This is a genomic window from Microbacterium sp. K24, assembly GCF_004794465.1.
GTDB lineage: Bacteria > Actinomycetota > Actinomycetes > Actinomycetales > Microbacteriaceae > Microbacterium.
Map to the genome: position 1 here is coordinate 1 of NZ_SSDJ01000134.1, position 26,566 is coordinate 26,566.

The window sequence follows — 26,566 nt, forward strand, 5'->3', positions numbered from 1 at the left end:
CACGCGATGAGGTACTTCGACAGGCTAGCCAGCGCGCCCGCGCTCACGGCCAGCACAGCGTCGGCACGCCCGACCCCGGCGCGCACTCGCTCGCGCTCATCGTGACCGCCGTCGGCGACCTCTTCGCCGACCTCGAAAGGAATACCCATGACTGACACCCTCCGCCTCGTGATCGGCAGCGACGACGCCGGCTTCGACTACAAGGAGATCCTGAAGAAGGACCTCGAGGCCAGCGGCGGCGTCGCGTCCGTCGTCGATGTCGGAGTGGATGCCGATGGCCACACCGCCTACCCGCGTGTCGCGATCGCCGCTGCAGAGCTCGTCGCGAACGGCGAGGCCGACCGCGCCCTGCTGATCTGCGGCACCGGTCTCGGCGTGGCGATCGCCGCGAACAAGGTGCCCGGCATCCGCGCCGTCACCGCGCACGACTCGTTCTCGGTCGAGCGGGGCGTGCTCTCCAACGACGCGCAGATCCTCACCATGGGCCAGCGCGTCGTCGGCATCGAGCTCGCGCGCCGCCTGGTGCGCGAGTGGCTGACGTACCGCTTCGACCCGAGCAGCGCCTCGGCCGAGAAGGTGGCGGTCATCGGCGAATACGAGTCCACCGGGTCGTGCTGATGGCGAAGGTCACGGTCGGCGTGAGCCTGAAGATGTACTTCGGTCATCGGCAGGCGGCGACCTGGTTCGACGAGGTCGCCGCGCGGATCCGCGCGCACGAGGCCGTGCAGTCCGGCGCGGTGGAACTCTTCCTCACCCCGACCTTCCTGCAGGTGCTTCCCGCGATCGCAGCCTTCGCCGGTACACCCGTGCGCATCGGCGGACAGGACGTCGCCGCCGCGGACTCCGGCGCCTTCACCGGCGAGGTCTCGGCATCCGAGCTCGCCGAGGTGGGTGCGTCGATCGCCGAGATCGGCCACGCCGAGCGCCGCCGCCTCTTCGCCGAGACCGATGAGATCGTCGCGGCGAAGACCGCCGCTGCGCTGCGCGCCGGCCTCACCCCGCTCCTGTGCATCGGCGAGACCGAACGTCAGGACCCGGCAGATGCCGCCGCCGTCGCGGTCGACCAGTTGCACGCCTCGCTCACCGGTGCACCTGCCGGCGCCGTGATCATCGCCTACGAACCCGTCTGGGCGATCGGCGCACCCGAGCCCGCCCCGCACGACCACATCCGGATCGTCGCCGCCGCTCTGCGCGCTGCCCTCGATGCCGACGCCGACCGCGCCGGCTCGGCCGTGATCTACGGCGGGGCCGCGGGCCCCGGACTCCTCACCGCGCTCGGCGACGAGGTCGACGGCGTCTTCCTCGGACGGTTCGCGCACGACCCCGACGCCCTCGTCGCCGTGCTCGACGAGGCGGCGCAACTCGCCGGTCGACGCTCCGAGGAGCACGCATGATCGGTCTCGGCACGTATGCCTACTTCTGGCAGCACTCGGACCGCGCGTCCGCGCCTCTCACCCTCGTCGGCGCGTTCGAGGACACCCGCGCGCAGGGCGTCGACCTGTTCCAGATCTGCGACTACGCCCCGCTCGAGCAGTTCAGCGACGACGAGCTGCGCGACGCCGCCGCGGCCGCCCGTGACCTCGGACTCACGATCGAGCTCGGCACGAAGGGCATCGACCCCGCCCACCTCGCCCGCTTCCTCGAGCTCGCCGCGTTCTTCGACGCCCGGGTCGTGCGCAGCATGCTCTACGGCCCCGACTCCCGGCCCACCCTCGACGAGGCGGAGTCCCGACTGCGCGACAGTATCCGCTCCTACGAATCCGCCGGAGTGACGCTCGCGCTCGAGACGTACGAGCAGGTGCCCACCGCCGATCTCCTCGCGGTCATCGAACGCGTCGGCAGTCCGAACCTCGGGATCTGCCTCGATCCCGCGAACGTCGTCGCGCAGCTCGAGAATCCGAAGACCTGCGTCGAGCAGACCGCCGCTCTCACGAAGAACATCCACGTGAAGGACTTCGCCTTCGCCCGACAGCCCGGGTGGGTCGGCTTCACATACTCGGGCGCCGCCATGGGCACCGGCCTGCACGACTACGCGCACCTTCTCGCCGCCGTGCGACCGCGGGAGCGCGACATCAATGAGATCGTCGAGCACTGGCTGCCCTGGCAGGACGACGCAGAGACCACCATCCGCACGGAGCGGGAATGGACCCGCACCGCACTCGACTACCTGAGGAGCACCACACCATGAGTGACAGCTACAAGATCGCCGTGATCGGCGCCGGCGGCAAGATGGGCATGCGCGTCTCGAACAACCTGGCGAAGACCGACCACACCGTCTGGTACGTCGAGAACTCGCCGGCCGGGCAGCAGCGCACCATCGACGCCGGGCGCGAGCTGACGGATGCCGCGGCAGCCGTCGCGGATGCCGACATCGTCGTGCTCGCCGTCCCCGACCTCGCCCTCGGCCCCGTCACGGCCGACCTGGTCCCCCAGGTCAAGAGCGGCGCGATCGTGCTCACGCTCGACCCGGCCGCGGCCTACGCGGGTCTGCTGACGACTCGCGACGACGTGATCCAGGCTGTCGCGCACCCGTGCCACCCGTCGATCTTCCTGCAGCGCGAGACGCCCGAGCAGTGGGCCGACACGTTCGGCGGCATCGCCGCCCCACAGGATGCCATCGCCGCGATCGAGAGCGACGACGAGGCGAAGAAGGCCATCGTCGAGGCGACCGTCCGTGCGATCTACGCCCCCGTGGTCGACGTGCACTGGGTCACGATCAAGCAGCTCGCCCAGCTCGAGCCGACACTCGTCGAGACGGTCGCCTGCATGATCGGCGATCTCCTCAACGAAGCCCTCCACGAGGCCGTGAACACGATGGGCGTTCCCGAGGCTGCGGCGCGCAGCATCCTCTACGGCCACACGCAGGTGGCGCTCGCGAACGGACTCCGCGGGGACAACCCGTTCTCCGACGCGTGCCTGATCGCGATGGACTACGGCCGCGAGAGCATCATCAAGGACGACTGGAAGAAGATCTTCCGCGACGACGAGCTCGACAAGAACCTCGCGCGGATGCTGCACCTCGACGCCATCGAGCGCTGACAGATGGGGGACCGCCGTCACGGTGGTCCCCCACCCTGTCTCGGGCTGGATCGAAAACGCATCTGCGACGGGCCTGCTGGCGGCACTTCTGATCCACGCTGCGCCTCACCCCCAAGACGCGAGCCGACACGATCCTGGCGCGCGAGTCGTTCTGGAAGAACGCGCTGGACAGCCGTGCGCACGGGATGAACGGGAACTGAATGTCCCCGGGCTCAGAGGGTCTCAGGCGCTACGAACTGCCGGGTCTTGATGACCTGGTCGATGCCCAGCAGCGCGGCGAAGCGCACGGCGTCGCAGCCGCCAACAATGCGGTTCAGCACGTGCTGCCTGTAGCAGCTGTCGGCGCCCACACGAGCGTCTCGCGCGCGGCGCTGGTGATTCCGAGGATCACGAGGGAGACGCCTCATCCGGAGCGGACGGGCGACATGAACCACATAACGGGTGGTCCAAGTTCGGCATCTCATCCTCGCAACAGACACACCGATAGCCACGGAAGATCTCGGCCATCGCGCCCTTGGCGGGAGCGCCGAGAGGAACGTCGAGGGTGGACACGAACTTCTCGGCCAACGCCGGCAACCGCGGCGCGACCTCCTGGCTGTGAATGCCTTCTGGCGTGCGCGGATCACGCGTGCGCCCGGCTGCCAGCGCATCGAGCACATCGACATAGCTGTTCTCGGTGAGCCGCGTGCTGAGGAACAGGTCAGGTGCGACGACCGACATCGAGAGGCTGGCGAGATCCGCGAGTCCGAAGTCCTTGATGTTCTCGGTGACGATCAGCCGGGCGCCCGCAGCGTGCGCAGCGGCGAGGTGCGGCTGATCCTTCGGGTCTGTGTCCTCCATGTCCGCCGGGTCCATCTCCGGGACGAGCACCTCCCAGCCAAAGCGGATTCTCAGATCGGAGATCTTCGCCGCTCGCTCGTGCTGGTGCCGTTCTGCCTCAGCCTCTCCGAAACCAGACCAGCAAACGCGGAAGTCCGATGTCAGTGCGCCGATGATCAGCAGGCCTCGCGTCACCGACGGAATGAGGACATTGGCGTCGAGGTAGACCAGGCTCTTGCCGGGCACGGCGGGGTTCAGAAATCGTCCGCGAACGCCGCGCCGAGTTCACCGATGTAGCTGGCTCGAAACTCCTTGAAGTCCGCCACGGCGATGACGTTGCGGTTCCCGCGCTTTGACGCACGGAGCTCTCCCGCTTCGATCCTGCGCAGCACGGTCGTGCGGGATAGACCCAGTTCTCGAGCAACCTGCTGGGGCGTCATCGTCGGCGTCTGAACGTCGATCGTGACGATCCTTCCGGCGTCGAGCTCTGCGGTGATCTTCTTGAGCAGGTCTTCGCGCCACTTCGCTCCTGCGGGCTTCCGCTCGAGCTTCAGCAAGGTGCTCATGATCACGCCTCCTGGACAGTAAGTGACTCTATCTGTCCATCTTGACACATGCGGCATTGACTCACCAGACCTCTGGCCGCTTGGCACGTCGCGAGAGCGCGCTCAGACCAATGGTCGTCATCATGAACGCGGCCGTCATCGTCGAGCCGGACGTGTCGGGGATATCGGCTCCCTCACACCTCTCGCCAGACCCGGACGTCCCATGCAGCGAGCCCGACCACGGAACCCTTCTCGAGCACCGCCTCATCCACGACGGACGCGACCGACGAGGCCAGCTCGATCTCCGTGAGGTTCGGCGACCAGTTGTGGACTACCCAGACTCTCCCCCGAGGGCCGATCAGCGAATGCACGGTGACGCCGCGCGGCCGGTCCCCCAGCAGCGCGAGCGATCGCGGCGGGCCTGAGACGTCGGCGATCACCCGCGCGGCCGAGTCTCGATCGGGCAGCGTCCCGACGACCGTGATCTCTCCCTCGCCGACCGCGCGACGGGTGACGGCCGCCCATCGCCCGTAGAGCGGATGCCGATACCCGAGCAGCACCTCCGCCTCCCCCGGTTCCAGCGCGTCGATCCATCCGCGCCCCTCGCCGACGACGGCTCCGTCGCGCTCGAGCGGCACGGGCTGGGGCGGCGCCGCGAACTCGCGGTAGGCGACGCCGGCGAGCGGTCCGAGAACCGCAGGCGCCGTCGAGACCCGCATCCGTCCCTGGTCGTCGGCGTATCCGGTGCGGGGTCCGACGATGAGACGACCGCCGAGCCGCGCGTATTCGGCGAGGATCTCGAGCGTGCGATCGGATGCCGCGAACAGCCCGGCCACGATCAGCGTCGGGAACCGCGACACCAGCTCCACCGCATCCTTCAGCTGACGCTCGTTCACGTACCCGACCTGCAGCCCCGCGTCGATGGCCGCCCGGCCGAACGCGCCGACGATGCGGGCGTAGGACCCGCGGTCCGGCGCGTCACCCGGCCCGGGGAGCGGCGGCTCGAAGGTCATCATCCACTCGCTGTCATGGGCGTAGACGATGCCGATGTCGGCATCCGGCTCGGCATCCGCCACCCACTCCGACGCCGCAGCGAACTGCCGCCCGAGCTCCGCGATCTCGTCGTAGACCCGGCCGGGTCGCAGGTCGTGGCCGAGGATGCCACCCCAGTGCACCTCCGCACCCGAATGCAGCGTGTGCCAGTGCCAGTACGACACGAGCCGCGCCCCGCGCGCGGCGAGCAGCCACGCCACCTGCGCGAGCTGTCCGTCATACGGAGGCCGGGTCAGCCAGGCGCCGCCGATCGAGGCGGCGCCGGTCTCGGTGACGAGGAACGGCGCCTGCTTCGTCGCCCGCATCCGCTCGGCGCTGAGGATCAGCTGCGGCACGTCGTCGGCGTACCACTGGCCGCCCGCACCCTCCCGCGCGTAGTCGAGGGAGTCCTGCGCGAGGTAGTAGGCGTTGCCGCTCGCGATGTCGAGGTGCGCGCCGACGGCGACGTCGTCCATGGCCGGCCGCTGGTACGCGATGCAGGTGGTGAGCACGGTGTCGTCGGCGATGTACTCCCGTGCGATCCCGGCCTGCCAGCCGATGAAGTCCGCGGTGAGCTCGGCCTGGAAGCGACGCCAGGCGAGGTCGTATGCCGGCGTCGTGTTGCCCGAGGGCGCCCACAGCTCGTCCCAGGCGGAGATCCGATGAGACCAGTAGGTCAGGCCCCACTCGCGATTGAGCGTCTCGACGTCTCCATACTGCTCCGCGACCCCGCGGCGGAAGCGCTCGACCACGTGCGCGTTGTGGATGAGGTGCAGCCCCGCCTCGTTGTCGAGCTGGATGCCGATGACCGCCGGATGCCGACCGTAGCGGCCGAGCACCGCCCGGATGACCCGCTCGGCATAGCCGCGGAAGACTTCGGACGTGTAGTCGATCTCCTGGCGCGCTCCCCACGGCACCGAGGAGCCGTCCTTCCGGACGACGGCCAGTTCGGGGTGCCTCCGGCTGAGCCACGGCGGCACCGCGTACGTCGGGGTGCCGAGGATGACGTCGATCCCGTGCTCGGCCGCCCCGTCGAGCACGGGTGCGAGCCATTCCAGATCGAACTCGCCGTCGCGCGGCTCCCACGTCGACCACACCGATTCCCCCACGCGGATGCAGGTGATCCCGGCGTCGACCATGAGCTGCAGATCCGTCTCGAGCCGGGAAGGGTCGGGGAGGTACTCGTTGTAGTACGCCGCGCCGAGCCGCGGCCCACGGTCCCATGAGCCCCGAGCACCGCCTGTCATCTCGATCACGGTCAGGCCTCGACGCGGGTGATGAGGAGGGCGATCGACGCGCCCGCGGGCAGATCCACCGGCGCCGACGCACGATCGAACGCCTCGTTGCGGGTCACCTCGGTGAGGGTGAAGGGCCGGCCGACCGGTGTGATCGTCATGTTCCACGTGTCGATGACGTCGACCTCGAAGACGTCGCCGACCTTCGGGCTCTCGCCAGGCTGTCCGACGGGAAGCCGGAACGACCACGACGAGGGTGCCGAGCGTCCGAGATACTGCAGGTACTGCTGGCGATGCCAGCCGGCGACATGCGCCGGGTCGTCCCACTTGTCGATCGGATCGAGTCCCGGCACGATCAGGTCGTCGAGGATGCCGCGCAGGAAGGCGATCCTCGCCGGCGACTCACCGCGCAGCACACCGCCCTCGACGATGTGCAGGCTGCCGCTCTCGGTGCGGAAGCTCTCGCCGTGCGAGGCGTAGCAGCCGGCGACGGTCGTGACCCAGAAGCGGTGTACGAGCTCCGGACCGTCGAGGTGCCCCCAGCGGTCGGGGATGTCGCCCTCGTACTTGATCTCGTCGAGCACGACCGGCTTCTTCCAGACGTCGCGGTACAGGCTCGCGCGGCCGAAATCCTCCGTCGCCGCGCCGTTCTGGATCGACGCGTGCGTGACCCAGGGCTGGTTGTTGTCGTAGATCTCGATCCAGTTATGGATCGACCGCAGGTGGTCGTGCGGGTCGACGGCGGCGAGCAGCGCGCCGGTGCGGTCCCACCGGTCGTCGGGGCGCTCGAGCTGATCGAACTCGTTGCACAGCGACCACCACACGTGCGCATATCCCGACAGCCGCGCCACGAGGTAGCGCAGGTAGACGGCGTCCTCCTCTTCGGTCAGGCTGTCGAACCCGAACTGGCCGCGATCGTAGGCGTCGTAGATGAGCACGTCGGCCTGGATGCCGCGGGCGCCGAGCAGTGCGACGGCACGGTCGAGGCGCTGGAAGAACTCGGGCACGGGGCGGCTGACGTCCCAGCGACCGTCGGTCTTGACGAAGGGCATCACGGTCGGCAGGTGCTCGACATAGCCGCCGCCCTGCGGGAAGACCATGAAGCGCAGCTTGTTGAAGCCCACCTCGGCGATGTCGTCGACCGTGGCGGCGAACAGCGGTTCGTGCTGGTGCAGCCAGTTGTAGGCCGTGGTGCCGACGGGCCGGAAGGGCGTGCCGTCGGCATGGGCGAAGTGGAAGCGGTGCGCGACACGGACCGGACCGTGCCCGGTTCCGCCCTCGACCTCGAACGACCCCGAGGTGCGATCGAGCGCCGTGCGGGCATCCTCCACCGTCCAGCTCCAGGTACCGCCCGACTCGGGGCAGACGCGCACGCGGTACGTGGTTCCGCCATCCCAGAACCCCGCGGCCACGATCTCCTCGTCACCGTTGCGCAGGCGCACCGAGAAGGGCGGCTCGGCACCGACCGGCAGGCGCTCCGCTCCCTCGAAAACGAGCTCGACGGAGTCGTACCTGGGGAACATCATCATCCTCCTGGAGAAACCACCCGTGGCCGGGCGTCGGAATCTCCAGTCTTGCATAATTCTCACGACCCGAATCTCTATTCACGGAGGGTCTGCGAGAATATACTTTCATCAGCGAATGTGCATCCGCTACAGAGGAAGCAGGAGAGACTCGTGTCGTCGACCCCGATCGCCACCCCCGTCGACGGGCAGCTGCGCCTGCTGACCAAGGTGGCGCGAATGTACCACGAACGCGGCATCCGACAGTCCGAGATCGCCGCAGCGCTGAGCATCTCGCAGGCGAAGGTGTCACGTCTGCTCAAGCGCGCCGAGACCGCCGGCATCGTGCGGACCATCGTCACCGTCGCCCCCGGAGTGCACGCCGAGCTCGAGGAGCGCCTCGAAGCGGGCTACGGGCTGTCCGAGGCGATCATCGTCGACGTGGAGCCGGATGCCGACGAGGCCGAGCTGCTCGCCGCCATCGGCGCCGGGGCCGCCGGCTACCTCGAGGCATCGCTCTCGGGCACCGACCGGATCGGCGTCTCGTCGTGGAGCCGTTCCGTGCTCGCGATGACCGACCGGATGCGCCCTCTGCCCACCCGCGGGGCGATCGAGGTCGTGCAGCTGCTCGGCGGCACCGGAGCCCCCGAGGTGCAGGGACATTCCCACCGTCTCCTCGCCGCGCTCGCCCGTATGCTCGGCGCCGATCCGATCTACGTTCAGGCGCCCGGCATCGTCGCCGACCCGGCCGTGCGCGACAGCCTGCTGCGGGACCCGTCGATGCAGGAGACCATGCGCCACTGGGAATCGCTGACGATGACCATCATGGGCATCGGCAGCATCGAGCCGTCCGATGTGCTGTCGACCAGCGGCAACGCCTTCGCCGATGACGAACGCGCCCAGCTGCTCACCGAGGGTGCGGTCGGCGACATCTGCCACCACGTCTTCCGCATCGACGGCTCGGCCGTGACCGGTGAGATCGACGACCGCGTGATCGCGATTCCCGTGGACAAGCTGCTGCGCATCCCCCGTCGGGTCGGCATCGCCGGCGGCGAGCGCAAGATCGACGCCATCCGCGGCGCGATCGCCGGTGGCTGGGTCACGGCGCTGGTCACCGACCTGCACACGGCCGAGCGTCTCGCCGAGACGATCTGACGGCTGCGCCGCGCCTAGAGCGCCGCGACGGCCTCACTCAACCGACGGATGCCGGGGTCGAGGCTCGTGAGCACCGGCACCGACACGTCGACGCCCTCGGCCGCGCTGGCCATCGACGCCTGCGCGAGCACGACGACGTCGGCATCCGCGGCCAGGCGCTCGATCGCCCCGCCGACCAGCCGGTCGTGCGTCGCCCTGTCGCCACCGGCGACGGCCTCGAAGGCCCCGGCGACGACCTCGCTGACGAACTCCGGCGCACGTCCGGCGAGCTCCGCCCGCTCGCGGAGCAGGGCCAGCGTGGGCGTCAGCGTTGTCGGCAGGGTCGCCAGCACGGCGATCCGCTCCCCCGCCGTCACGGCATCGTCGGCCATGGCCTCGTCGATCCGCAGCACCGGTATGCCCACGGCATCCGCCGTCGGACCGGCCAGGTGCGAGATCGACGAGCACGTGAACATGACGAGGTCGGCACCGCCGGCCCGGGCCGCCTGAGCCAGGTCGATCAGGCGCTCCGGCACGGACGCCGCCCGCTCGGGATCCCCGAGGTCGGCGACGATCTTGTCGTCGAGGTAGTTCACCGTCGCAGTCCCGGGCAGGTGCTCGCGCGCGAGGTCGGCGACCGGCGGGATCACGACCGCGCCGGTGTGCAGGAAGGCGACGCGGGGGGCACGGGAGGTCATCGGATCATCCTTTCAGAGCACCGCCGGCCATGCCGGCCATGATCTTCTTGTTGAGCGCCAGGAAGACGATCATCAGCACGACGATGTTCAGGCTCACGGCCGCGAACAGCGGGCCATACTGCGTGGAGCCGTACTCGTCGCTGAGGCTGAGCAGGCCGACCTGGATCGTCGCGAGCTCCGGTCTCGTGGTGAACGTCAGCGCGATCAGCAGGTCGTTCCAGACGCTGAAGAACTGGACGAGCCCGACCGTCAGGATCGCGTTCCGCATCATCGGCATCCCGATCAGGAAGAACGAGCGCAGCGGCCCCGAGCCGTCGACCGTCGCGGCCTCGAAGATCTCGCGCGGGACGGCGCGGAAGTACGTCGCCATCAGGAACGTCGTCAGGGGCAGTCCCATCACCGTGTACGTGATGATCATCGGCAGCATCGTGTTGGTGAGGCCGAGTCGGAAGTAGACGATGAAGAGCGGCACGAGGATCATCTGCCCCGGCACCATGATGCCCGCGAGCACGTAGAGCAGGACCGCGTTGCGACCCTTCCAGATCATGACCTCGAGGGCGTACCCCGCAGCGACGCCGATGAAGACGATCAGCAGCACCGACGGGATGGTGACGATGAGGCTGTTCAGGTAGTTGCGCGCCACGTCGCCGTTCGTGAGGGCCGAGATGTAGTTGTCGAACTGCCAGGTCTTCGGCAGCGAGAGGGCGGGGTCCGAGAGGAACTCCGACTGCGTCTTGAAGGATCCGAGCAGCATCCACACCTGCGGATACAGCACGACCACCATGAGGAGCCCGACCAGGATCCAGACCGGGATGCGGCGGACCGTGCGCACGGCGGTGCGTCGCGCCTGCCCGGGACGGGGGCGCTGGACCGTCGGGGTCGCGACCGTGAGCTGCGTCTGCGTCTGCGTCGTCGTCGTCATGCTCAGACCTCCGCCTTGCGTCGCTGCGATCGGAAGATCGCGAGGGTGAAGACCAGGCAGAGCACCGTGAGCACGAGGGCGATGGTCGAGCCGTAGCCGTACTCGGCGTACTCGAACGACGTGCGGTACATGTACAGGGTCAGCGGGGCGGTCGAGGTTCCCGGCTGCCCGTTGTTCAGAGCCAGGAGGCTGTCGAACACCTTGAGCGTGGAGTTCAGGCTGAAGATGATCGACGACAGCAGGATCGGGAGCGACAGCGGCAGGATGATGTTCTTCACCAGGCGCAGGCCGTTCGCCCCGTCGAGTCGAGCGGATTCGATGATCTCCTCGGGGATGTCGAGGAGGCCGGCGTAGAGCAGAACCGCGTAGAAGCCCATCGAGCTCCACAGCGTCATGACGATCGCGGTGGCCATGGTGCCGGCGGTCGATGCGAGCACCTCGACGCTCTCACCGCCGAAGAAGTTGATGATGTCGTTGACCGGCCCCTGATTGTCGCCGACGGCGACGAAGCTCTTGAACAGCAGAGCGACGGCGACGGTGGGGAGGATGGCCGGGAAGAAGACGATCGTGCGCACGATGGAGGATCCCTTGCGCAGCACGAACACGTAGAGGAGCGCGAGACCGTACCCGAGGGCGACCTGGCCGATCGTCGCGACGATGGCGAAGAACACGCTGACGCCGAGGGACTGCAGCGCAGCCTTGTCGGTGAAGAACGTCGTGAAGTTCTCGATGCCGACGAAGTCGAACCCGCGCAGCGTGTTGCCCTCGAAGAAGGACAGGCCGAACGACCACAGCACCGGCACGATCTTCAGCAGCGTGTACAGCAGAAGGGCGGGGCCGAGCAGGATGAAGATCGTCTTGCGATCTCCGAAGATCGAGTTCATTCGCTCGGTCCTTTCTCGGAAGAAGCCGACTCCTCACCCGGACGGTGAGGAGTCGGCTTCCGGGTCAGCGGTTGGCGTCGATGCTGTCCTGCAGTGCCGCCATGTAGTCCTCCGGCGACATCTGGCCGGTGGTGAGAAGGGTGCCGTTGGTGGACGCGAGCGAGTTGCTCTTCGGGTCCATCAGCGCCTCGAACCACAGTACGGTCTCGTCGATGTCGGAGATGCGCTCCTGGATGTCGAGCGTGTTCGGGCTGATGTCGGTGACCTCGCCGTTCACTGCGAAGCCCGAGATCGAGCCGGTGTCCTGCAGCGCCTGCTGGCCGTAATTCTCGGAGATGCACGCGACCCAGTCCTTGACCTTCGGTCCGAACTGCCCGGCGTCGATGATCATCGGCGCTCCCGCGTTCGCGGGGTACTGGTCGATCGAGCCCTTGCCGCCGTCGACGGCCGGGAACGGCATGAACCCGACGTTCTCGCCGCCGATCTGGTTGCGCTCCGGGTCGTTGATCGCGCTCAGCAGCCAGGTGCCGTCGTACGCCATGCCGGCCTTGCCGGTCAGGAACAGGTTCGACGTCGCGTCGGCGTCGCGGGTCGAGAAGCCGTCTCCGAAGTACCCCTTCGCGGCGTAGTCGGCGAGCGCCTCGGCGCCGGCGACGTACTCGGGGTCGGTCAGCTTCGCGTCGCCGTCGGCGACGGCCTGCATGGCGTCGGGTCCGACGTTGCGGAAGATGTACATGCCGAGGAGGCGGGTGAGCGGGAAGCCCGCGGCGCCGGCCTGCGCCATGGCGGTGTAGCCGGCGTCCTGCAGCTCCTGCGACACGTCGGCGAGCTCATCCCAGGTCTGCGGCTCTTCGAGGCCGAGCTCTTCGAAGATCTGCTTGTTGTAGAAGATGCCCTCGATGTTGTACTGGTACGGCATCGAGACGAAGCCGCCGTAGACCTGCTCGACGGTGGAGGCCGCGGCGGGGAGCACGTTGTCCCAGGCGTCCTTCTCTTCGAGCGCCGCCTTCAGGTCGCCGACCAGGCCGGCGGCGCCCAGGTCGCCGTCGGGGCGGATGAGGGCGGTGCCCGCGATGGTGTGCGTGGGAAGAGCGTTCTGGCTGGCGAGGAGGGTGATGCGCTGCACGGTGTCGGCCTGCGCGATCTTCTGGTGCTCGATGGGGAGCGCCTCGTTCTCGGCCTTGCACTGGTCGGCCGCGAGCGCGTCGAGCGTCGGGCCGATGACCGTGTTCTCGTTCGCCGTCATGACGGTGAACGCCTCGGGATCGGTGCCTCCGTCGGAGGAACCGCCGCCACCGCTGCCGGTGTCGCCGGAGCCGCCGCATGCGGCGAGCGGCAGTGCCGCCGCGACGACGATTCCGAGCGCGAGCCACTTACGGCCGCGGGTGCTGTGGATGTTCATGACGTCCTCCTTGACGAAGTGCAGGGCGATGCGGGGTATGACTCTGAGAATAGAATCGTTTCAACGGTGTGTCAACAATCAGTGTTGAAAATATATTCACATGGGGCCGATTTCCGCGCTAACATGCATGATCATGCAGTCCTGCGATCTCTTGCAGGACGGATGATCTGCCTGCACGAACGGATGGCAGCCGCCTCGGAAGGAAAACGTCATGTCGACGACGAAGACTCTGCGCGAGTCGAGCCCGCTGCGGCCGCTCGGCGCAGAGAACGCCCGCTGGACCCACGGCTTCTGGGGCGGCATCCACGATCGCACCCGCGACGTCACGGTCCCGCAGATCTGGTCGTCGCTCAGCGATCCGTCGGTGAGCCCCGGGCTCGCGAACTTCCGCATCGCCGCGGGTCTCGCGGAGGGCGAGCACCTCGGACCCTCCTTCATGGACGGCGACTTCTACAAGTGGCTCGAGGCCGCGATCGCCAGTCTCGAGACCGACCCCGACGAGGAACTCGCCCAGCGGATCGAAGACATCGCCGCCCTGATCGCCTCCGTGCAGCGCCCCGACGGCTACCTGCACACCCCGACGCTCATCGCCGACCGCAACGACGTCGACGTCACCGCCCTCGCCGACCGCTTCCACTTCGAGACCTACAACCTCGGCCACCTGATCACCGCGGGCGTGCGGCACCACGAGGTCACCGGATCCGAGACACTGCTCGACGTCGCCCGCAAGGCGGCCGGCTTCCTCGAGGATCTCGCCACGAACAAGCCGCTCGAGCTCGCCCGCAGCGCCATCTGCCCGTCGCACTACATGGCCGTCATCGAGCTGTACCGGGCCACGCGCGAGGAGCGCTACCTGCGCCTCGCCGAGGCGTTCGTGCGCGTGCGCGACGACTTCGAGGGCGGTGACGACAACCAGGACCGCCTGCCCGTCCGCGAGCAGACGGTCGTCGCAGGTCACGCCGTCCGCGCCAACTACCTGTACGCCGGTCTCGCCGATCTCGTGCTCGAGACCGGCGACGCCGAGCTCGAAGGCGTGCTCGAGCGGCTGTGGCAGGACGTGGTCGACACCAAGCTCTACATCACCGGCGGATGCGGCGCCCTGTACGACGGCGCCTCCCCCGACGCGTCGCCGTGGCAGCGCGACATCAGCCGTGTGCACCAGGCCTACGGCCGCGCGTACCAGCTGCCGCACACCACCGCGCACAACGAATCGTGCGCGAACATCGGCATGATCTTCTGGAGCGAGCGCATGCTCTCCCTCACGGGAGACGCCAAGTACGCCGACGTCATCGAGCAGGTCGCGTACAACACCCTGCTGGCCAGCATCAGCCTGGCCGGTTCCGAGTACTTCTACACGAACGCCCTGCGCCAGGTGCGCGATCTCCCGTACCCGCTGCGGCGCCCGGGCGACACGGCGATCCACCCGACTCCGCCGCCTCCTCCGTCGGATGAGCGGCTGCGCGAGGGCTACCTCGCCTGCTTCTGCTGCCCGCCGAACATCGCGCGCACACTCGCCCGCTTCCATGAGCGCGCCGCCGCTCTCGGAGACGACGGCCTCTACGTGCACCAGTACGGCGGCAGTGAGCTGAACGTGTCGACGGAGGACGGCCGGTCCCTCGCTCTGCGCGAGGACAGCGACTACCCCTGGAGCGAGACGCTCACCTTCACGGTGACGGCAGCGTCCGGCGGCGGCATCCCGCTGCACCTGCGCATCCCCGGTTGGAGCGAGGGCGCAACCGCGACGGTCGACGGCGAGGCCGTCGAGGTCTCGGCGCCCGGCACGTACACACGCATCGACCGCGAGTGGGCCGAGGGAGACGTCGTCGTGCTGACCCTGCCGATGCCCGTGCGGATGCTGCGCGGACACCGCCTCGCCGAGGAGACCGCCAACCAGGTCGCCGTGCGACGCGGGCCGGTCGTGTACGCGCTGGAGAGCGCCGATCTTCCTGACGGCGTCGTGCTCGAGCAGGCCGCGCTGCGACGCGGCACGGCGCTGACGCCGGTCGAGTCCGAGGTCGACGGCCACCGCGTCATCGCCCTCGAGACCGAGATCGCGGTGCTGCCGACGACCGGCGAGGACGCGCTCTACGATCTCCTGGGCGAGGCCGAGGTGACCACGGCATCCGCTCGTCTCGTTCCGTATTACACGTGGGGCAATCGCGGAGCGGGCGAGATGTCCGTGTGGCTCCCGCTGGTCTGGTGATCGGGATGAGCGCACAGCACGTCATCGCGACCTACGTCATCGAGACCTCCCTCCCGTTGCAGCACGCGGCCGAGGTGCTGGCGGGCGAGCAGTCCACCGGCACCTTCGTGCGGGTGCAGCGCGAGTCCGACGACGTGCGGGCACGCTTCGCCGCACAGGTGGAGTCCCTTCAGGAGGTGCCGCTCACGGGCGCCTCCCGCCTGCCCGGTGCGGTCGGCGATCCCGCGGAACGACGCAGGGCGGTGCTACGGCTGCGCTTCCCGCTCGACAACTTCGGGCCGTCGCTTCCGAACCTGATGGCCGCCGTCGCCGGAAACCTCTTCGAGATCAAAGAGCTCTCGGCCGTCCGACTGATCGACCTCGACCTGCCTTCGGCGTTCGCCGAGCGCTACCCGGGCCCGCGCTTCGGCGTGGCCGGTACCCGGCGCCTGATGGGTGCGTCGGACGGCGCGATGATCGGCACGATCATCAAGCCCAGCATCGGTCTCGCTCCGTCCGAGCTCGCCGAGGTCGTCGGGGAGCTCGCCGAGGCGGGCATCGACTTCATCAAGGACGACGAGCTGCAGGGCAACGGTCCGTCCTCGCCGCTGTCCGCACGCGTCGAGGCGGTCATGCCGGTACTGCGCCGATACGCCGATCGCACCGGACGGATGCCGATGTACGCCTTCAACATCACCGACGACATCGACCGGCTCGAGGCGAACCACGACCTCGTCGTCGCCGCGGGCGGCACCTGCGTGATGGCGTGCGTGAACCTCGTCGGACTCGCCGGGCTCGAGTTCCTCAGCAAGCACACTGCGGTGCCGATCCACGGGCATCGCACGATGTTCGGCGCGATCGGGCGGTCGGAGCAGGTCGGGATAGGCTTTCGCGCGTGGCAGAAGCTCGCCCGTCTCTCGGGCGCCGATCATCTGCACACCAACGGCATCAGCAACAAGTTCTACGAGACGGACGACGAGGTGCTCGACTCCATCGCCGCGGTCCGCGAACCGCTCCTCGGCATCAATCCGACCGTTCCCGTGCTCTCCAGCGGGCAGTGGGGCGGTCTGGCGCATGCGACCTACCGGGCGGTCGGCACGACGGATCTGCTCGTGCTCGCCGGTGGCGGCATCCACGGTCATCCCGACGGTGCCGCAGCGGGAGTGAGCAGCATGCGCGAAGCCTGGGCGTCGGCCGCCCGCGGCGAGTCTGTCCATGAGGCCGTCGAGCGGTCGGACGCGCTGCGGCGGGCGACCGAGGTGTTCGGCCCTGTCCGTGCCTGAGATGCGCCATGTCTGAGATCCGCCATGTCTGAGATCCGCGCGACCTTCTACGGCGACGACTTCACCGGGAGCGTCGACGCGCTGCTGCAGTTCGCCCGCCGCGGCTGGTCGAGCCGGCTGTTCACGACCCTGCCCACGGCCGACGCGCTGCGCGCTGCGGCTGAGACCGTCGACGTGGTCGGCATCGCCGGCATCGCCCGGTCGCTGTCGCCGCAGCAGATGGATGCCGAGGTGATCCCTGCACTGCAGGCCCTGGTCGCGACCGGGGCGCCGATCGTGCAGTACAAGGCGTGCTCCACCGCCGACTCGTCGCCGGCGATCGGCAGCCTCGGGCGGGTGATCGAGATCGCCAGGGACGTCGTCGCGGCGCGTCCGGTGCCGATGCTGTTCGCCCAGCCGGACTTCGGGCGATACACGCTGTTCGGCACCCACTTCGCGTCGGAGAACGGCATCGTGCACCGCCTCGACCGCCAGCCGACCATGTCGACGCATCCGTCGACGCCGATGACGGAAGCGGACCTCGCGATCCACATCGGCCGGCAGACCGCCCTCCCGATCGGCTCGGTGCCGCTCACCGCCTACGGCTCCCTCACCGAGCGGCTCGGAGATGCCGACGAGGCCGCAGTCGTGCTCGATGCGGTGACCGACGACGACCTCCTCACGGTCGGCGCGGCGCTCCACGACCTGCCCTCCCCCGTGTTCGCGATCGGCTCCGGCGGCCTGTCGCAGGGTCTCGCCGCAGCCTCGCCGGGCACGGCATCCACTGTTCCCACCGCCACTCCCGCGGCCGGACCCGTCCTGGTCGTCTCCGGCAGTCGCTCGCCGCAGACTCGCCGCCAGGTCGAAGCCGCTGCCGCCGCGGGCTGGCTGGTGCGCCCGCTGCTCCTCGGCGCCGACGATCAGGCCGAGGCGACCGAGGCCGCCCTCGACGCGCTGATCTCAGGACGAAGCGTCGTCTTCACCTCGGCCGATGCCGACACCACGTCGCTTGGCGACCGTTCCGTGCTCGAAGCGATCGCCGAGGCCGCGGGCGCGCTCGTGCTCGCGGCTGCACGAGCGGGTGCGGCGCGCCGTGTCATCGTCTGCGGCGGCGACACCTCGAGCCGCATCACGCGCCTGCTCGGCATCGACGCGCTGTCGATCGCGGCGAACCCGTGGGGGAACGTCGTGCTGCTGCGTCCGCACGCCGACGACACCGACGTGAACGCGCTCGAGCTGCTGCTCAAGGGCGGCCAGGTCGGCGTCGACTCGCTCTTCCTCGACGCCGCCGCCCTCGACGTCTGAGTCCCTGCCGCCCCGCCGAGACCCCGAGTTATCGCCGAGACCCCCACCTGCGAGCGACTTTAGGTGGGGGTCTCGACGCGAAAGCGGGGTCTCAGCGGACCGACAGACGCACGCCCCAGGTCGTGTGCTCGCGCGGCACCCGGTACTGCTCGGGCAGAGCGGGGCCGACGGATGCCGAGCCGATGCCCTGCTGCCGGTGATCGAGGTTCAGCCACACCCGGTCTCCGGCGAGGAGGTCGCTCGGACGACGCGCCTCCTCGAGCTGCTCGGACGTCCATCGCCGGGCGGTGAAGTCGAACGGCTCTCCGTCGACGTGCAGCGTCGGCACTCCCTCGCCCGAGACATCGAGCCAGCGCGTCTGCGTGTGGTTGCCGTTCTCCTCCGGGATCGGATACGGCGTCTGCAGCGCGTCGATCGTGCTCTCGAAGCGTCCGACTCGCGCGCCCTCGACCGCGTCGACGTACGTCTCGCCGGGACCGCGCCCAAACCAGGTCACCCGGTCGACGGCGGCGGGCAGGGCGAAGCGCAGGCCCAGGCGGGGCACCCAGATGTCACGGTGCTTGAAGGGCGTGTCGGCCCACGGACCCACGAAGTCGACGGTCGTCTCGAGTCGCACTCCGTCGCCGTCCGGCTGCCACGTCATCGTCCAGGTCACGCCATGCGGGTGGGTGCGCGGTGCGGTGCGCCCGCGCACGATCAGACGCTCGCGGTCATGGGCGACGTCATCGATCCGGTGCCGCAGGCGATGCAGTCCCGTGGCGCGCCAGATCGCGGCGATGTTGTTGGTGTCGCCCTGTCCGCGGTCGTTCTCCGTCGGCGCGCGGTGCAGATCGATCCAGGGTCCGTCGACCGGCAGGTCGCCGAGCCGGAGAAGACGGCCCGTGTCCGCGTCGAACGCGGCCGCCCCCACCCGGATGACGTCATCGCCGCTCTGCGACACCGCGACCGTGGCCGCGCGCGAGGCGCGCTGCACGGGAGCAGCACCGACCCGCTGCGCCCAGGCGACGACATGCCCCTCCGGCGCCCACAACATCTCGGCAGCGAGCGTCGCCTCGACCGTCAGCACCGCGTCCGTCGCGTGCAGAGCGGATGCCGCGGCATCCGGGACCGCGATCTCGACGCGCTCTCCACGGGCGATCGTCGGCACCTCGAGCACGCCGCTCGCGACCTGCTCCCCGTCGGCCTCGACCGACCAGCGGAACCGCAGATCCGAGGTGTCGGCCGTGTGCCGCTCGTTCGCGATGCGCACGTGTTCGGGGTCGACCTCGATGTCGATCACCTCGTGCGCTTTGGCGAGCTGCGCGAGCGACGGCTTGGGCGTGCGGTCGCTGAAGAGCAGTCCGTCGAGCGAGAAGCGCCCGCCGCGGGGTTCGTAGTCGATGTCCTCGCTCTGCAGGATGAACGGTCGCCCCTCGGCATCCACGTCGTTGATGCCGTGGTCGATCCACTCCCAGACGAACCCGCCGCAGAGACGGTCGTACGAGCGGAACACCCGCCAGTAGTCATGCAGCCCGCCCGGGCCGTTGCCCATCGCATGGGCGTACTCGACCAGCAGGAACGGCAGTCCGCGACGGCGCGTCTCCTCCGCCTCCGACACACCGGGCGGAAGAGGTTCATCGTCCCCGCCGAACACCATGCCGTGCATGCTCAGCCGACCGCCGCGCGGTTCCTCGTGCCGCCCGATGCTCTCCAGCAGCTCCAGCGACGGGTACATCAGGGAGTAGAAGTCGGAGTCGCGGTAGCTGGGGTCGCGCTCGTACAGCACGACGCGGGATGGGTCGCGCTCGTCGAGCCAGCGCCGCATCGCGGTGAAGCCGTCGCCCGACATGCTCTCGTTCGCCAGCGACCAGACGACGATGCTCGGATGGTTCTTGTCGCGCTCGACCGTGCGACGGAGGCGATCCATGATCGACTCGCGCCATTCCGGCAGCGCGGGCGGGTTGTGCTCCCACCCCTCGTAGATGAAGCCGTGGGTCTCGAGGTCGACCTCGAGCACGACCCACAGTCCGTACTCGTCGCACAGACGCAGGAACTCGGGATGCGGCGGATAGTGGCTCGTACGCACCGAGTCGATGTTCGCGCGCTTCATCATGACGATGTCCTGGATCATCGTCTCGCGATCGAGCGTGCGCCCGGTGTCGGGGTGGTGCTCGTGCCGGTTGACGCCGCGGAAGGTCAGCGGTGATCCGTTGACGACGAACACCCCGTCGACGACCTCGACCCGACGGAAGCCGATCGCGAGCTCGACGGTCTCCCCCGCCGCCCGCAGCGTGCCGCGATACAGGCGCGGGGTGTCGGCGCTCCACGGCTCCACCGGGATCATCACCGTCTCGCCGGCCGGCATCGAGACGCCGAGCTCGGGGATCTCGACCACAGCGGCGATGGACGCGTCGACGCGCAGGGTTCCCGTGCCCGACACGTGGTCGTAGTCGGCGTGCACGAAGTGGTCGTCGATGGCGCCCTCGGGCCTGGCGAGCAGCTCGACATCGCGGAAGATGCCGGGCAGCCACCACATGTCCTGGTCTTCGAGGTACGTGCCGGCCGACCAGCGCTGCACCCGCACCGCCAGCACGTTCCTGCCCGCACGCACGGGCGCCTCGAACTCGAACGGCAGTCGGCTGCCCATCGACCAGCCGAGCTCCTCGCCGTTCAGCCAGACCTTCGCGCACGAGTCGACACCCTGGAAGCGCAGGACCGCCGCGCCGAAACCGGCGGGCACCTCGAACATGAGCCGGTAGTCGCCCGTCGGGTTCTCGGTCGACACGTACGGCGGATCGAGCGGGATCGGGTAGGCGGTGTTCGTGTACAGCGGACCTTCCTCCGTGCCGAGCATGCGGCGCGCGGCTCCCCCGGCGAGCGGCGTGAACTCCTCGAGCACCCAATGCGACGGGACGCGCATCTCGTCCCAGCCGGAGTCGTCGAAGTCCGCAGCGACGAAGTCACCGCCCGTTCCGGCGGCGGTCGGGGAGAGCCGGAAGCGCCACGTGCCATTGAGGCTCTGCACGGGCGCGTCGGTGACGGCATCCGCCCGCGGCGAGCGCCGACCGACCCCCGGCAGGGTGCTCTCCCAGTAGCGACCGGTCATTCGTCTTCTCCGTATGCGCTGTCGTCGATCGGGGATGGTGCGGGTCCGAGCGCGTCGAGCTCTGTCCACACCGCAGCGGGGACCACGGTCGCGGCGAGCCGCTCCAGGGCGTGCAGGCGTGCGGGCGACGAGACGCCGACCACCGTGCCGTCGATGGTGTCGGCCCGCAGCGACAGATTCAGAGCGACGGCCGGCAGCGGCACGTCGTGTCTCGCGCAGACCACCTCGGCCCGCCGGGTCCAGTCGCGCAGCTCTGCGGATGCCGGTCTGTAGTGGTAACGCGCACCGTCGCGGGGACCGCCGGCGAGCAGATCACCCCCGAAGGGCGCCGCGTTGAACACGCGCATGCCGCGATCGTGCGCGTCGCGGAAGAGCGACGCGGCGCTGCGATCGACGAGCGTGTAGCGGTTGTGGCAGAGCACCGCATCGAAGAGGCCGCTGTCGACGTAGCGCTGCAGCATCCGTACGGGCCCCGCCGCGATGCCGATCTCTGCGGCGACACCCTCCTCGCGCAACCGCACCAGGGCGGAGACGGCTCCGCGGGGGGCGAGCGCCTCGCGGACCGTGAGCACGTAGGGGTCGTGCAGGTGCAGCAGCGTCACCTGATCGACACCGAGGCGTCCTAGACTCTCCTCCACCGATTGCCGCACGCGGTCGGCATCGAAGCGACCGGTCTCCGGATCCCGGTCGACCTTCGTGAGGATCCTGCCCGCCGCCGGCGCGCGTTCCTCGGGAGCCAGCGTCGACAGCGCCCGTCCGAGGACGCGCTCGGACGCTCCCCCGGAGTAGATGTTGGAGGTGTCGATGACGTGCTCGCTGCGCAGGAGCGCCAGGGCGGTGTCGATCGCGGCTCCCTCGTCGCCGGAGCCGAGCCCCGAGGTGCCGAGCACCAGAGTCGTCGGCCGCTGCCGGGAAGTCATCGTCGGAACCCCTCACCGCGAATGCTACGGTCGAACCTGAACCGTTTCAGCGCAAGTTTATTCATAGGAGAATCCGCATGTCAACGGACGCCGCATCCCCTCTGCTCGCCCCCGGAGCGGAACTCGAGCGCCTCGCCGACGGCACCGAATGGAGCGAGGGGCCGGTCTGGGTTCCCGGCACCCGGCGCGTGCGATGGAGCGACATCCCGAACGACCGCATCCTCGAATGGGATGCCGCCACCGATCAGGTGACGACCTTCCGCCAGCCCGCCGAGTACACGAACGGACGAGCCCTCGATCGGGAGGGCCGCGTGATCCAGTGCAGCCACGGTCGTCGCGCGATCGAGCGCGAGAGCGCGGACGGGCCCGAGATCGTGGTCGAGCGCTGGAGGGGCGGCCGCTTCAACTCCCCGAACGATCTCGCCGTGGCATCCGACGGAGCGATCTGGTTCACCGATCCGCCGTACGGCATCCACCCGAGCGGACGCGAAGGACACCCGGGCACCTCTGACTATGACGCGTGCTACGTGTTCCGCTGGGACCCGGTCACCGGCGAAGCCCTCCCGGTCGTCACGACCATGGTCCACCCGAACGGCATCGGGTTCTCGCCAGACGGCTCACGGCTCTACGTCTCCGACACGGGCTTCTACGCCGACCGCCCGGAGGCGCAGCAGATCCGCGTGTTCGACGTCGACGGGTCGACCGTCGTCGGCGACGGCGAGGAGTTCGCGAAGCCGCCGGTCGGAGCCTCCGACGGGTTCGCGATCGACCGCGAGGGCCGGGTCTGGACCTCGGCCGGTGACGGCGTCTACGTCTACACGCCGGACGGTGCACTGCTCGCGCACGTCCCCGTGGCGGAGACGGTGTCGAACTGCACCTTCGGCGGCGACGACGGCCAGGACCTGTTCCTCACGGCGACGACCGGCCTCTACCGGATCCGCACGACGACCACCGCGGCGTGATGACCGCGCGGCTACGCTCCCGAGTACTCCTGGCGCCAGAGATGCACGGGCTCGAAACCGAGCCGATCGCGCGCCTTGTCGATCGACATCAGCGTCTCGAACTCGCCGAGACCGTCGCGGAGCGGCACCCCGGGGTAGTTCCGCGCGGCGTACTCGGCCGTCGGCGTCGAGACGCCCGAGTCGGATGCCGCCACGTTGTAGACCTCGAAACCCGGGGCGGCGTGCTCGAGGGCGAGCGCGACGGCCGTGGCGGCGTCGCGCGCGTCGACGTACGTGCCGAGCAGATCGCGGCGGTAGTCGGCGACGCCGGCACGCTCGAACGTCGCGTATTCCCCCTCCGCGACGACGTTGGTGAAGCGCAGCGCCGTGATGCTCGTCCCGTCGGCCCAGTGCACGAGCTGCGCGGCCATCGCCTCTTCGGCGACCTTGCCGAGGGCGTAGGTGTTGTTCGCCTCGGTGTAGCTCTCGTCGACGGGAAGCGCGGTCAGGTTCGCGAAGTCCGGGAAGCCCATCGCGGTGATGCTCGATGCCTGCACGATCGTGCGGATGCCGGCGCGCAGGGCACCGTGCAGCACGTGGAACGTCGCGTTCATGTTGTTCGTGAAGGTCGCGGCATCCGGAACCAGCCCGTTCACAGGCAGGGCGGCGAGATGCACGACGGCGTCGAGCCCGTCATGTCGGGCCGTCACTCCGAGCAGTGCATCGAGCACCTGTCCGTAGTCCTGCAGGTCGACGTGGACGAAGCCCGGCCCCGGCGCTCCGACGATGTCGAACCCCACGACCTCGTGGCCGTCGGCTCTCAGCCGCTCCACGGTGGCTCGTCCGAGTTTTCCCGAACTGCCGGTGACGACCACGCGCATGGGGATCCTTTCGTTCCCCTCATCTTCCCGCCCCGTGTTGAAACGTGTCAATTCTCGCGGGATGATCGACCCACCCCTGAATCTGGAGACTCATGAGCATCGTCGTCGCTGCGCCCACGTTCGAGCACCACCGCCACGCCCTCGGAATCGGAGAGCCCTCGCCCCGCATCTCCTGGAAGACGCAGGCGCCGGCGGGATGGACGCAGGCGTCGTACGAGCTCGAGGTGACACGCGCCGGCGAGTCCGTCACCACGAGCATCGACGACTCCGACTCGGTGCTGCGGCCGTGGCCGTCGCATCCGCTCTCCTCCCGTGAACGCGCGGTCGTGCGCGTCCGCGTCACGGGCGACGACGGCTCCGTCTCCGAGTGGAGTGCGCCCGCCGCGGTCGAGACCGGCCTGCTCGACGCCGCGGACTGGACCGCCATGGCGGTCGGCGCGAACTGGCCGCAGAATCCACACCGCGACGACCGTCGGCCCCCGCTGCTGCGGCGCGATTTCGCCGCGCGCAAGGATCTCGTCTCCGCCCGCCTCTACGTGACGGCGCACGGCGTCTACGAGGTCGAGATCAACGGACGACGCATCGGCGACGACGCCATGTCGCCCGGCTGGACGCCGTATCGGGAGAAGCTGCGGTACTACACGTACGACGTGACCGAGGAGATCGCCGCGGGAGCCAACGCGATCGGCGCCTGGCTCGGCGACGGCTGGTACCGCGGACGCATGGGCTGGCGCGGAGGCTTCCGCAACGTCTTCGGCACCGACCTCTCCCTGCTCGCGCAGCTCGAGCTCCGCTACGCCGACGGCACGACCGAGACGATCGCGACCGACGGCGACTGGCGTGCGGCACCCAGCCCGATCCTGCACGCGGGGAACTACGACGGCGAGACCTACGATGCCCGCGTGGCCGCGGAGCTCGACGGATGGTCGCGTCCGGGGTTCGACGCGAGCGGCTGGTCCCGGGTGGTCGCCGCGCACCGCGACCCGGCGACTCTCACCGCACCAGAAGGGCCGCCGGTCCGCTGCACGCAGGAGGTGGCCCCGGTCGAACTGCTCACGACGCCGAGCGGCAAGCGGGTGCTCGACTTCGGGCAGAACCTGGTCGGACGGCCGCGGTTCCGGGTCTCGGGTCGCGCCGGCGACATCGTTCGGTTCCGCACCGCGGAGGTGCTGCAGGAGGGCGAGATCTACACGCGCCCCCTGCGCGACGCGACCTCGACCGACGAGTACATCCTCGCCGGCCTCGGCGTCGAGGAGTGGGAGCCGCGATTCACGTTCCACGGCTTCCGCTACGCCGAGATCGAGTGGCCCGGAGACGCGAACGCGCTGGACGCGGCCGTCGCCGCCGGCGACATCGTCGCCCGGGTCTATCACACCGACATGGAGCGCACCGGCTGGTTCGAGTCGTCGAACGCCCTGGTCGACCGGCTGCACGAGAACGTGGTCTGGAGCATGCGCGGCAACTTCCTCGACATCCCGACGGACTGCCCGCAGCGCGACGAGCGCGTCGGCTGGACAGGGGACCTGCAGGTGTTCGCGCCGACCGCGTCGTTCCTGTACGACGTGTCGGGGATGCTCTCCAGCTGGCTGAAGGACGTCGCCATCGAGCAGCTGCCCGACGGCACGGTGCCCTGGTACGTGCCGGTGATCCCGGCCGACAAGCAATGGACGCCGATCCGCCCGGGAGCGGCGTGGGGCGATGTCGCGACGTTCACGCCGTGGACGCTGTACGAGCGCTTCGGCGACACCCGGATCCTCCGCAACCAGTACCCGAGCGCGAAGAAGTGGGTCGACCTGCTCGCCCGGCTCGCCGGCGAGGACCGGCTCTGGGACGAGGGCTTCCAGCTGGGCGACTGGCTCGATCCCGCCGCCCCGCCGCAGGATCCGGCCGATGCGACGACCGATCGCTACCTCGTCGCCACCGCGTACTTCGCCCGTTCGGCCGACCGGGTCGCGCGGATGGCCGAGGTGCTCGGGCACGAGGAGGAACGCGCCTCCTACGCGCGGCTCGCGGCGGAGGTGCGCGCGGCGTTCACGGCGGCGTACGTGCTGCCGGACGGGCGGATGACCAGCGACGCGCAGACCGCGTACTCGCTCGCCATCGCGTTCGACCTGGTGTCGGACGAGGTGCTCGCGACAGCCGGTTCTCGCCTGGCTGCACTGGTGGAGGAAGCGGGCCACCGCATCGCCACGGGCTTCGTCGGCACACCCTTGGTGTCGGACGCCCTCACCGTCACCGGTCACGTGGATGCCGCCTACGACCTGCTGCTGGAGACGGAGGCGCCGTCCTGGCTCTACGCGGTCCTGCAGGGCGGCACGACGATCTGGGAGCGCTGGGACAGCCTGCGTCCGGACGGCACCGTGAACCCGGGTACGATGACCTCGTTCAACCACTACGCCCTCGGTGCGGTGGCCGACTGGCTGCACCGCACGGTGGCGGGCCTGGCGCCCGCTGCGCCGGGCTACCGCTCGATCCGTTTCGCACCGAAGCCGGGCGGCGGCTTCACTCACGCCCGTGCCGCGCACGAGACGCCGTACGGTCGCGCCGAGATCGCGTGGCGGCGGGATGGCGAGACGCTGCGGGTCGACGTCACCGTGCCGACCGGCACCACGGCGACCGTGCAGCTGCCGGGCGGTGAGCGTGTCGAGGTCGGCAGCGGGAGCCACCGTCTCGAAGGATCGTGGAGTTCCGCGCTCGGCGCCGTGTGACGGGTCCCATCGGCCTCAGACGGGTCTATCCTGATTGCTGGTCCACCGCGAGCGGATTCCCCGCGAGCGC

General features: G+C 69.4%; 22 protein-coding genes. 11 read left to right on the forward strand and 11 right to left on the reverse strand.

The window, feature by feature from the left end:
- The 5 genes from DW306_RS13860 to DW306_RS13880 form a co-directional block, all read left to right on the forward strand.
- On the forward strand, window positions 1-155 hold a 155-nt coding region (locus tag DW306_RS13860; protein WP_136056184.1), incomplete at its 5' end, for a DAK2 domain-containing protein.
- Entirely contained in the window at window positions 148-618 is a 471-nt protein-coding gene (locus DW306_RS13865; protein WP_136056185.1) for a ribose-5-phosphate isomerase, read from the forward strand. The genes DW306_RS13860 and DW306_RS13865, both read left to right, overlap by 8 nt.
- A complete protein-coding gene (locus DW306_RS13870; protein ID WP_136056186.1) occupies window positions 618-1,394 on the forward strand; it encodes a triose-phosphate isomerase family protein in 777 nt (258 codons plus the stop codon). Before DW306_RS13865 ends, DW306_RS13870 begins: the two co-directional genes overlap by 1 nt.
- A complete protein-coding gene (locus DW306_RS13875) occupies window positions 1,391-2,188 on the forward strand; it encodes a TIM barrel protein (RefSeq protein ID WP_136056187.1) in 798 nt (265 codons plus the stop codon). The genes DW306_RS13870 and DW306_RS13875 overlap by 4 nt, the downstream gene beginning before the upstream one ends.
- Complete coding sequence (locus DW306_RS13880) at window positions 2,185-3,039, forward strand: phosphogluconate dehydrogenase C-terminal domain-containing protein (protein WP_136056188.1); 855 nt, start codon at window positions 2,185-2,187, stop codon at window positions 3,037-3,039. Before DW306_RS13875 ends, DW306_RS13880 begins: the two co-directional genes overlap by 4 nt.
- A gap of 387 nt (window positions 3,040-3,426) precedes the next feature.
- Here the strand turns inward: DW306_RS13880 and DW306_RS13885 are convergent, their stop codons facing one another.
- From DW306_RS13885 to DW306_RS13900, 4 genes are all read right to left on the reverse strand, one after another.
- Entirely contained in the window at window positions 3,427-4,104 is a 678-nt protein-coding gene (locus DW306_RS13885; protein ID WP_168429337.1) for a PIN domain-containing protein, read from the reverse strand.
- A gap of 8 nt (window positions 4,105-4,112) precedes the next feature.
- Window positions 4,113-4,424, reverse strand: coding sequence for a helix-turn-helix domain-containing protein (locus tag DW306_RS13890; protein WP_168429338.1), 312 nt, complete (start codon window positions 4,422-4,424; stop codon window positions 4,113-4,115).
- Between the two features lie 173 nt (window positions 4,425-4,597).
- Window positions 4,598-6,682 (reverse strand): beta-galactosidase, encoded by a 2,085-nt coding sequence (locus tag DW306_RS13895; RefSeq protein ID WP_136056225.1) that lies wholly within the window; start codon window positions 6,680-6,682, stop codon window positions 4,598-4,600.
- An 11-nt stretch (window positions 6,683-6,693) separates the two neighbouring features.
- Complete coding sequence (locus DW306_RS13900; protein WP_136056191.1) at window positions 6,694-8,196, reverse strand: DUF4038 domain-containing protein; 1,503 nt, start codon at window positions 8,194-8,196, stop codon at window positions 6,694-6,696.
- Between the two features lie 150 nt (window positions 8,197-8,346).
- Between DW306_RS13900 and DW306_RS13905 the strand changes: the two genes are divergently transcribed.
- On the forward strand, window positions 8,347-9,327 hold the full coding sequence (locus DW306_RS13905) for a sugar-binding domain-containing protein (protein WP_240747203.1): 981 nt from the start codon (window positions 8,347-8,349) through the stop codon (window positions 9,325-9,327).
- 14 nt (window positions 9,328-9,341) lie between these two features.
- Here the strand turns inward: DW306_RS13905 and DW306_RS13910 are convergent, their stop codons facing one another.
- The 4 genes from DW306_RS13910 to DW306_RS13925 form a co-directional block, all read right to left on the reverse strand.
- Window positions 9,342-10,004, reverse strand: coding sequence for an aspartate/glutamate racemase family protein (locus DW306_RS13910; RefSeq protein WP_136056192.1), 663 nt, complete (start codon window positions 10,002-10,004; stop codon window positions 9,342-9,344).
- 4 nt (window positions 10,005-10,008) lie between these two features.
- Complete coding sequence (locus DW306_RS13915) at window positions 10,009-10,926, reverse strand: carbohydrate ABC transporter permease (RefSeq protein ID WP_136056193.1); 918 nt, start codon at window positions 10,924-10,926, stop codon at window positions 10,009-10,011.
- Between the two features lie 2 nt (window positions 10,927-10,928).
- Complete coding sequence (locus DW306_RS13920; protein WP_136056194.1) at window positions 10,929-11,810, reverse strand: sugar ABC transporter permease; 882 nt, start codon at window positions 11,808-11,810, stop codon at window positions 10,929-10,931.
- 64 nt (window positions 11,811-11,874) lie between these two features.
- On the reverse strand, window positions 11,875-13,212 hold the full coding sequence (locus DW306_RS13925) for an extracellular solute-binding protein (protein ID WP_136056195.1): 1,338 nt from the start codon (window positions 13,210-13,212) through the stop codon (window positions 11,875-11,877).
- Window positions 13,213-13,423: 211 nt separating this feature from the next.
- On the opposite strand from DW306_RS13925, the gene DW306_RS13930 reads away from it, so the two are divergent.
- Genes DW306_RS13930 through DW306_RS13940 form a run of 3 tightly spaced genes read left to right on the forward strand, consistent with a single transcriptional unit; the run spans window position 13,424 to window position 17,961 of the window.
- Window positions 13,424-15,415 (forward strand): beta-L-arabinofuranosidase domain-containing protein, encoded by a 1,992-nt coding sequence (locus DW306_RS13930; protein ID WP_136056196.1) that lies wholly within the window; start codon window positions 13,424-13,426, stop codon window positions 15,413-15,415.
- Window positions 15,416-15,420: 5 nt separating this feature from the next.
- Window positions 15,421-16,677 (forward strand): RuBisCO large subunit C-terminal-like domain-containing protein, encoded by a 1,257-nt coding sequence (locus DW306_RS13935; RefSeq protein ID WP_136056197.1) that lies wholly within the window; start codon window positions 15,421-15,423, stop codon window positions 16,675-16,677.
- Window positions 16,678-16,701: 24 nt separating this feature from the next.
- On the forward strand, window positions 16,702-17,961 hold the full coding sequence (locus tag DW306_RS13940) for a four-carbon acid sugar kinase family protein (RefSeq protein ID WP_136056198.1): 1,260 nt from the start codon (window positions 16,702-16,704) through the stop codon (window positions 17,959-17,961).
- 91 nt (window positions 17,962-18,052) lie between these two features.
- On the opposite strand, the gene DW306_RS13945 is transcribed toward DW306_RS13940, so the two are convergent.
- Both DW306_RS13945 and DW306_RS13950 read right to left on the reverse strand, forming a co-directional pair.
- On the reverse strand, window positions 18,053-21,046 hold the full coding sequence (locus DW306_RS13945) for a glycoside hydrolase family 2 TIM barrel-domain containing protein (protein WP_136056199.1): 2,994 nt from the start codon (window positions 21,044-21,046) through the stop codon (window positions 18,053-18,055).
- Entirely contained in the window at window positions 21,043-21,966 is a 924-nt protein-coding gene (locus tag DW306_RS13950) for an aldo/keto reductase (RefSeq protein ID WP_136056200.1), read from the reverse strand. The genes DW306_RS13945 and DW306_RS13950 overlap by 4 nt, the downstream gene beginning before the upstream one ends.
- A 77-nt stretch (window positions 21,967-22,043) precedes the next feature.
- Here DW306_RS13950 and DW306_RS13955 point away from each other — a divergent pair, with 77 nt between their 5' ends.
- Window positions 22,044-22,928 carry an SMP-30/gluconolactonase/LRE family protein gene (locus DW306_RS13955; protein ID WP_136056201.1) on the forward strand — a complete coding sequence of 295 codons (885 nt, stop codon included), beginning with the start codon at window positions 22,044-22,046 and terminating at the stop codon, window positions 22,926-22,928.
- An 11-nt stretch (window positions 22,929-22,939) separates the two neighbouring features.
- On the opposite strand, the gene DW306_RS13960 is transcribed toward DW306_RS13955, so the two are convergent.
- Complete coding sequence (locus DW306_RS13960; protein WP_136056202.1) at window positions 22,940-23,788, reverse strand: NAD(P)-dependent oxidoreductase; 849 nt, start codon at window positions 23,786-23,788, stop codon at window positions 22,940-22,942.
- 92 nt (window positions 23,789-23,880) lie between these two features.
- Between DW306_RS13960 and DW306_RS13965 the strand changes: the two genes are divergently transcribed.
- Window positions 23,881-26,496 carry a glycoside hydrolase family 78 protein gene (locus DW306_RS13965; RefSeq protein WP_136056203.1) on the forward strand — a complete coding sequence of 872 codons (2,616 nt, stop codon included), beginning with the start codon at window positions 23,881-23,883 and terminating at the stop codon, window positions 26,494-26,496.
- Window positions 26,497-26,566: the final 70 nt, after the last annotated feature.

What these genes read in the sequence shown, in the direction of transcription:
- DW306_RS13890 (WP_168429338.1), bottom strand. Translation starts at nt 4,424, where the DNA reads ATGAGCACCTTGCTGAAGCTCGAGCGGAAGCCCGCAGGAGCGAAGTGG.
- DW306_RS13900 (WP_136056191.1), bottom strand. Translation starts at nt 8,196, where the DNA reads ATGATGTTCCCCAGGTACGACTCCGTCGAGCTCGTTTTCGAGGGAGCG.
- DW306_RS13960 (WP_136056202.1), bottom strand. Translation starts at nt 23,788, where the DNA reads ATGCGCGTGGTCGTCACCGGCAGTTCGGGAAAACTCGGACGAGCCACC.
- DW306_RS13950 (WP_136056200.1), bottom strand. Translation starts at nt 21,966, where the DNA reads ATGACTTCCCGGCAGCGGCCGACGACTCTGGTGCTCGGCACCTCGGGG.
- DW306_RS13940 (WP_136056198.1), top strand. Translation starts at nt 16,702, where the DNA reads ATGTCTGAGATCCGCGCGACCTTCTACGGCGACGACTTCACCGGGAGC.
- DW306_RS13965 (WP_136056203.1), top strand. Translation starts at nt 23,881, where the DNA reads ATGAGCATCGTCGTCGCTGCGCCCACGTTCGAGCACCACCGCCACGCC.
- DW306_RS13935 (WP_136056197.1), top strand. Translation starts at nt 15,421, where the DNA reads ATGAGCGCACAGCACGTCATCGCGACCTACGTCATCGAGACCTCCCTC.
- DW306_RS13930 (WP_136056196.1), top strand. Translation starts at nt 13,424, where the DNA reads ATGTCGACGACGAAGACTCTGCGCGAGTCGAGCCCGCTGCGGCCGCTC.
- DW306_RS13895 (WP_136056225.1), bottom strand. Translation starts at nt 6,682, where the DNA reads ATGACAGGCGGTGCTCGGGGCTCATGGGACCGTGGGCCGCGGCTCGGC.
- DW306_RS13955 (WP_136056201.1), top strand. Translation starts at nt 22,044, where the DNA reads ATGTCAACGGACGCCGCATCCCCTCTGCTCGCCCCCGGAGCGGAACTC.
- DW306_RS13880 (WP_136056188.1), top strand. Translation starts at nt 2,185, where the DNA reads ATGAGTGACAGCTACAAGATCGCCGTGATCGGCGCCGGCGGCAAGATG.
- DW306_RS13870 (WP_136056186.1), top strand. Translation starts at nt 618, where the DNA reads ATGGCGAAGGTCACGGTCGGCGTGAGCCTGAAGATGTACTTCGGTCAT.
- DW306_RS13920 (WP_136056194.1), bottom strand. Translation starts at nt 11,810, where the DNA reads ATGAACTCGATCTTCGGAGATCGCAAGACGATCTTCATCCTGCTCGGC.
- DW306_RS13865 (WP_136056185.1), top strand. Translation starts at nt 148, where the DNA reads ATGACTGACACCCTCCGCCTCGTGATCGGCAGCGACGACGCCGGCTTC.
- DW306_RS13910 (WP_136056192.1), bottom strand. Translation starts at nt 10,004, where the DNA reads ATGACCTCCCGTGCCCCCCGCGTCGCCTTCCTGCACACCGGCGCGGTC.
- DW306_RS13915 (WP_136056193.1), bottom strand. Translation starts at nt 10,926, where the DNA reads ATGACGACGACGACGCAGACGCAGACGCAGCTCACGGTCGCGACCCCG.
- DW306_RS13925 (WP_136056195.1), bottom strand. Translation starts at nt 13,212, where the DNA reads ATGAACATCCACAGCACCCGCGGCCGTAAGTGGCTCGCGCTCGGAATC.
- DW306_RS13945 (WP_136056199.1), bottom strand. Translation starts at nt 21,046, where the DNA reads ATGACCGGTCGCTACTGGGAGAGCACCCTGCCGGGGGTCGGTCGGCGC.
- DW306_RS13875 (WP_136056187.1), top strand. Translation starts at nt 1,391, where the DNA reads ATGATCGGTCTCGGCACGTATGCCTACTTCTGGCAGCACTCGGACCGC.